6 protein-coding genes are annotated in these 6,749 nt (G+C 52.2%); 3 read left to right on the forward strand and 3 right to left on the reverse strand.

The window, feature by feature from the left end; genetic code table 11:
* Positions 1 to 177 precede the first annotated feature (177 nt).
* A complete protein-coding gene (locus TX82_RS09860) occupies positions 178 to 990 on the forward strand; it encodes a carboxypeptidase-like regulatory domain-containing protein (protein ID WP_005009901.1) in 813 nt (270 codons plus the stop codon).
* A 246-nt stretch (positions 991 to 1,236) separates the two neighbouring features.
* Complete coding sequence (locus tag TX82_RS09865; protein WP_005009902.1) at positions 1,237 to 2,511, forward strand: c-type cytochrome; 1,275 nt, start codon at positions 1,237 to 1,239, stop codon at positions 2,509 to 2,511.
* On the opposite strand, the gene TX82_RS09870 is transcribed toward TX82_RS09865, so the two are convergent.
* From TX82_RS09870 to TX82_RS09880, 3 genes are read right to left on the reverse strand one after another with little or no spacing between them, the layout of a single operon-like run.
* Positions 2,512 to 4,440 (reverse strand): c-type cytochrome, encoded by a 1,929-nt coding sequence (locus tag TX82_RS09870; protein WP_005009904.1) that lies wholly within the window; start codon positions 4,438 to 4,440, stop codon positions 2,512 to 2,514.
* 47 nt (positions 4,441 to 4,487) lie between these two features.
* Positions 4,488 to 5,348: a peptidase associated/transthyretin-like domain-containing protein gene (locus tag TX82_RS09875; RefSeq protein WP_005009908.1), complete on the reverse strand. Its 861-nt coding sequence runs from the start codon at positions 5,346 to 5,348 to the stop codon at positions 4,488 to 4,490.
* 25 nt (positions 5,349 to 5,373) lie between these two features.
* Positions 5,374 to 6,075, reverse strand: coding sequence for a hypothetical protein (locus tag TX82_RS09880; RefSeq protein WP_005009909.1), 702 nt, complete (start codon positions 6,073 to 6,075; stop codon positions 5,374 to 5,376).
* Positions 6,076 to 6,392: 317 nt separating this feature from the next.
* Here TX82_RS09880 and TX82_RS09885 point away from each other — a divergent pair.
* The coding region (locus tag TX82_RS09885; protein ID WP_042251031.1) for a peroxiredoxin family protein at positions 6,393 to 6,749 on the forward strand (357 nt) is incomplete at its 3' end.

The raw sequence follows: 6,749 nt of genomic DNA on the forward strand, positions 1-6,749 counted from the left end.
GAGACAGAAAAAACGAGGGGCCTCCTACCCGGGGGCCCCTTTGTTTTAAGTTTTTTCCATTTTGTGTTATGATTTCTGCTTTCGGTTTGAAGCGAGCTGTAAATTTTGTGGATTTCTGTTTCAGTTCTCAGTTAGTTTTTGTTGCTTGAATATTCAAGTATTAAGGAGAGAGAAGGAATGATTAAAAAAAGCTTGTTCCAGATTCTGGCAGTACTGGCGGTGCTGGCACTCACAGCTTCCCTGTCCATGGCAAAAAAGGGGAAGTATGAGGAAGGCAGCGTCAGCAATGGAGGTTCTATCAGCGGTGTGATCAATTTCAAGGGCACGGTTCCTGATCCCATCATGGAAGACCTCAATAAAGGTAAAAATGTGGAATTCTGTGCGACGCACCCAAACACCCAGGACGGTAACATCCGCCCTCGGCAGAAGGTGGTTGTGAGCGGTGGTAAACTGAAAGACACCGTGGTTTTTATCGAAGACATCTCCAAGGGCAAAGCATGGCCGGGACCGATCAACTTCGATTTCGCGAAGTGTGACATCGAGCCGAAGGTGACTGTTGTTCGCCGCCCGCCGCGGGGTGTCCGTGAAGGCCTGGTCATGGTTACCAACCAGGACCCGGATATCCTCCACAACCCGCACGGGTATTCCGTAATGGGTGCTCGCCGTAAGACCCTGTTCAACAAGCCTCTGCCCAGCAAAGGTGACATTGCGGACGTCACCAAGAACCTGATGCGGATGCGCCCGGGTAAAGACCAGCATTTCTTCCTGCAGTGCGACCAGCACAACTTCATGGAAGCCGATGCTCGCGTTGTCTGGAATCCGTACTACACTGTTAGCGGTGCTGATGGGTCCTTCAAGATCGATCAGATTCCTGCCGGCAAGTACAAGGTAACCGCCTGGCACCCCTATGTAGGTGAGGTGACCCAGGAAGTGACCGTAAGCGGTGGTGCAGATGCGAAGGCGGACTTCACGTTAGAGAAGAAGAAGTAAGCATTTCGCACTGGTAAAAATTAACAGCACCGGACAATGTCCGGTGCTGTTTTTTTTGACCATCTTTTAACTTATTTCCGGTTTCAGATTGTACGCTCAACCCCAACAAGGAGCATGGGGCCACGGGCGGAGCCTCTATGAGCCGGGGCCAAGCCGCTTCTTTTTTGATTAACAAAAGAGTGGGAATAGGATATCCTCTGACCAGAAAGTTGGGATCTCCAATCAGAAATTCCTATGTGATTTTTCATGCTTCGAATTCTGAAATCATTCTTCCTCACAATTTTTATTTTGGCGGTTTTGCCATTTTCTGCTGGTGCCCAAGGCGAAATCGAACGAATCAAAAATAAATTCGATGCCCTCATCAAAAAAGGCCGCCCCCTGTACCTGCACTACTGTGCGCATTGCCACGGCCTTTCTGGAAACGGCGATGGTTACAATGCCGAGCAGCTGGAAAAATGGCCCGCCGAACTCTCCGATCCTGACTTTGTCCAGAAGAAGTCCAACGAACAGCTTTTTCGAGCCATCAAACTGGGGGGGGAGGGAACACGCAAATCCCACCTGATGCCCGTATTTGGCCGCACCCTCTCCGAAGAGGAAATCTGGAGTCTCGTGGCTTACGTGCGGTATCTGGCCGGAGACCGATCTCAGCCTGTCACCCTTCCGGAAGATGTCAATACCCAAAGGCCACACGTTCCGTCCCTGGATTCCAAGGAGGTTGATGAGTTCCGTTCGTGGTACGAAAAGAATGGCAATAATCCAAAAAATATCGGGGACGGCCGCTGGTTGTTCCGTGAAAAGAAAAGTTGCTTCGCTTGCCATAGGGTGAATGAAGAAGGCGGAGTGGTGGGTCCGGATTTATCCCGCGCGGGCTTTATGTACACTCCGGAATGGATTTACGCCTGGATCCGCAGCCCGCAACTTGTCAAACCTGAAACCAAAATGCCAACCATTGGTCTGGATAAAAAAGAAGACCGTTTGATCACCGCATTTCTTTCCAGCCTCAGTGGAACGGAAATTGCCAAAGGGTGGAAAACCTACCTTGAAAAGAAAGGGGATGCCAAACGTGGTAAGAAATTGTTCTACGATTCAAAGGGGAATGCTTATTGTTCCAAATGTCACAGCATTGGCGGTGATGGCGGGAATGTAGGGCCCGACTTGAGTTACGTGGGCGTCAGCCGGACACGTCCCTTTATTCTGGAATCGATTCTCAACCCACGGGAGGTGATCACCGTAGGCTATTCATCTGTCCTGATTCTTACCAAGAAAGGTCAGTTCCTGACCGGTATCAAAATCAATGAAGACGACAAGTCGATCGATATCGTCAACAAAGAAGGGGAAAATATTCATATTGAGAAAGACGATATCAAAAAATATAAAACTCAGGATATTTCCATAATGCCCGGCAACTTTGGTGACATTCTCTCCCAGCAGGATATTCGCGATATTCTTGCATACCTGTCCACGCTGGAACCGCCCCAATCTCCGCCGGGAAAGAAGAATGTTTCGGTCGTCAAGCGCTGATCAATCCAGTATCAGTTTGTACCAGCTTGAGACTGCTTTCTTGCTTCCCGACTCACCCTCGTTTCCATCCCAGGCATTGAAAGCAATCGGCACTTCCTGTCCCGTTTGGAATTGAATATCACGTTTCCTGTCGGAAGTGGTTAGGGCGCGCTTCAGCACCAATTGGTATTGCCCATAGCGGAATGCCACCTTGCCCTTCACTTCCTGGCTCATTCCTTTGCGGGACCATTGCGAAACACCTTGTGCCGTCCATTCAGTGATCTGGTTCGGGTAAGAAGTCCAATGCCAGAGCGTCACCGGGCGATCCGGGGACCCGTTTAAAAAATGAGGAAGGTTACCGGAGCCCAGCGAAGCCGGAAACTGCAACGCAAACGCGTCCGGGATTTTCTGGGGTTTGGGTTTGGGAGGAGGCGGTTGATCCGCGGGATCCGCCTGCAGGTGGGCAGGCAGAGGAGGTGGAGGCGACTCCAGAACCTTTGCTGTTTCTTTTAAAATCGGGTCGAAGGTCGGGTCATCCCAACGGATGCGGAACGCGATTTCGCGTCCGTTGTGGACTGCCTGGATCCACAAACTGCTGGTAGTGGTGAAATTGGATTTGGGTTCTTCTTCCAGTTGTCCCCCCAGCGGAAAATAGTAGGCGGTAACCAATTTCCACGCGGGGTCCTCCGGATCGTCGGGCAATGGGCCCTCCACCCGTTCGGCCCGCATTTCTTCCAATACTGCAGGCTGAACCGCGGGCGAAAGGGTATATACGTAGTTGACGAGATCCCACACAGTCTCATCCGAATGCACCCGCGGGGACAAGCGGGGCATGGCTGTCAGCGACAATCCCGTCCTCAGGGTCTGGAAAAGGTCCTTGCGAGTGTGGCTCCGGCGAAACAGCCAGGATTGGGTCAGGTTCCGCGGGCGTAACTGATCCTTGGCGATGTTGACGATCTTGTGCGTGGAGGCGCCGTCACTCCTTCCTTCCACCCCATGACAGCCGGAGCAGTTTTTTATAAAGAGTTTGCGGCCGCGCTCCTTGCTTTCGAGCGTAAAGGGTGCGGGTTCCGGCACCGGGATCACCTTGTGCGATTTTCCGCGTTTCTTGAATTTCTCAAATTTTCGTCCCAGGGATTTCAGGTAGAGAACCAGGCTTTCCCGGTCCACTTCCGGCAGGTGTTTCCATGAAGGCATGGTGGTGCCAGGCATGCCCGTAACCAGCATTTTACGCATATCATCATCCGTGGGAATTTTACCAAAGGCCGTGGAGCGGAATTTGTAATGTCCCTTGGTGAAGTTGCGTGGCCGCGGGCTGGAAAAAGGGGCCGCGATACCCTTGCCGTCGCCTTTCGCTCCGTGGCAGTGCAGGCAGTGCTTTTCGTACACCTCGGTGCCCCGTTCAACGCTGGCCTTTTGGGGCTCGTTGGGCACAAAGGGATATCGAACCGAATCAAAGAGAAAAAGAACCACCTGCCAGATTTCCTCCGGGGTCAGTTTTCCTTCCCATTCCGGCATGGCGGACTCCCACGGCCGATGCGCTTCCGGCAGCCCGCGACCCCCTTTTGCGATCCGCCAGAATGCGTAACTCTCTTTCTTGTCCGCGTCGGCCACAAGCTTTCTCAGGTTGGCCGGGGCCGGACTGAAACGGTCGCCAAACACACCACGTCCGTCCTTCAAATCGCCGTGGCACAGGTAGCAGTGGGTGAAGTACAGCTTTGCTCCGGCTTCTCTGTGGTCCTTCAATTTGGTTTTGTCGGCGCGAAGCGGGTTGTCCAGGTTGGGCAGGGAATAGGTGGTGGAGCCGACAGTGATGGTTTTCGGCAGGTCGGCACTCGTTGGGTTGGTGAACGCAGAAACCGGGCTGACGAGCAGGCTCACAAGCAAGGCGAGCCCCCCCAGCCCGGGTCGATACGTCCGTTGAAGTTTATCGATAACGGATGAAATCAACGGGTTATCCAGCGGAAAGTATGGTTCCGGATTGATTCCTCAAGGCATCAATGAATGGTTCCCGGCAACCGGGCGTCTTTCTTGATGCGTCCGGACTTGATCGTTTCGTAAAAAGGCCGCTCGATTTCGTCTCCATCGAAATGGAAATCGATCTTCACGTCCTCATTCGGCCCGATCTTGATTTTTTGGGTCCGCACCTTCATCAGGTAATGCCAGGCGTTGACGGTGTATTCCCCGGGGGGGATGTTTTCGATTTTGAAAGTACCATCGGCGCCGGTTTTGAAGAAGTAGGGATTCTGTACACGGTAGCCCCAGGTCTGCATGAACTCGTGCATGCCGCAGATCATCTGAAAGATTTTATAGTGCTTCTGGAAATGCACCTTGCCTTCTGAGATTTCCTCTGCGGGGATGGGGATATTCAGAATAATCTTGCCGCGTTCCTTCTGGTAAACCTGGCTGTTGTGCATCACCGCATCCTGGTTGTCTACGAAAAAGGTCTCTCCTTGCCGGATCACGTTCACGTCCGGATAAAATTTGCAGTTCTCGGACAGGATGTTGATGGGTTTGGGCCTGAACGGTTTGCCCGCATCCACGTGCTCCAGCGTGACGACCACATCGCGCATACCGCGGTTTTCGTCCACGATGAAGTCGTAGAGAACGCGGTTCATTTCGTCATCGGTTTCCACCTCGGCGCAGATGTCGAGATTGGGGAACAGCACCAGGTGATACACGCGGGGCTGGGGCATGGGGCCATCCAGAATGGCTCTTCCGGAAATCGAGCCGCCGTTGGTCACTTCAATTTCCTGGTATGCCCAAGAGGAAGGGGCCAATCCCAGCATGAGGACAAGCAGGGCGGTGAACGCGCAACTCATTTTTACGGAAAAATGTTTAATCCAATTTTCAAACATGGTAACGACTCAGGAAAACTTAAGGTTATTGGTTCAGTGATACCTGTTCGGCCAACTCGGGGAAATCGAAATGAATTTCCTGATTGGCGCCGGAAACTTCAACTTCCAGACTCTGCGTTCCCAGAACTTCGTGCCAGACATTCAAGGTGTAATTTCCCGCAGGCACATCTGGGATGGTGAACGCGCCGGACTCCAAGGTGGTGGAATAATAAGGATTCGGGGTCACCACAATCCAGGCCTGCATCCAGGAATGCAGGTCGCACTCGACTTTCACGATCTCCGCCTCTTCAAATTCCTGGACGTGTTCCTGTCCCGGAATGAACATCAGGTTGATCGGATCGTTGTCGAAGGAATAGGTATGAATGTTGTGGTTGATCGGATCACTGGAAAGGATCGTCAACTCGCCGCCCCGCGGCATGGCCACCACGTGTGGTGCATAGCGGCACTTCGTCTGATCCAGCACGAATTCGCCCGAGGCGTCTTTATCTTTGAGGGCATGGCCTTTTTTCTCGGTCAGCCAGACCACGGCGTTCTGTACGTTTTTTCCTTTAAGAAGTAGCGTCTGACCGGCAAACTCCGGTCCACAAGCCTTGCTGTATCTTCCGGTTTTATGGATGGTCGCAGGGGGCGGCGTTCCGCTGAATGTGACGGTCCCTTTGAGCTCGGCCGCGGACGCGGTTCCGACCAACGCAAACAGGCTGAGTGTAAGAAAAAAACCTTTAAACATATCGACTTAAGTCCTACAAAGGAGTATTACTAACGAATCATATCTCAATCCCCAAACAAGTGCAAGGGGGGACTTGATGGGCCACAAGGCCGGATTTTCAGCCGCTTTTGTCAGGTTCGCGCGGCGCATCCCACTCTTTAAGTCTAAACCGGTTGCATTAAACGATGCTTAACCGGAGATGAAATTCGCTTAATGATTGATGTACACCTTTTGTCTTTAATTCGCATTCCCCGTATTTTAAAATGATGAAAAAGGTGCCCATTTAAAGTGCAAATCCGGGCTCTCAACCGTAGCGTTAAGGAAGGAATGAGGACACCATGAAAAAATGCGCCATTTTCGTCACAGCGTTGTTGTTGATCTGGCAGACTGCCTGGGCGGCTGTTCCAAAAGCGGGAGACCCGGCCCCGGGTTTTTCCCTGACCTCTGTGGACGGCCAGCAGGTCTCGCTGAGCGACTTCAAGGGCAAGGTGGTCCTGGTCGGCATGTTCCACATTTGTGTTCCCTGTATGAACCAGGCGATGGAATTTGAAAAAGTCCGCAAAGAACTCGGCGATAAGGTTGCAATCATCGGTATCAACACCAGTGGCGATTCTAAAGACAAGGTAGTCGATTACCTTTCCCAATTCCCGAATAAGGTGGATTTTCCCTATTTGCTGGACCCCAACCACACCGTC

The organism is Nitrospina gracilis 3/211, assembly GCF_000341545.2.
In the GTDB taxonomy this organism is placed as follows: domain Bacteria; phylum Nitrospinota; class Nitrospinia; order Nitrospinales; family Nitrospinaceae; genus Nitrospina; species Nitrospina gracilis.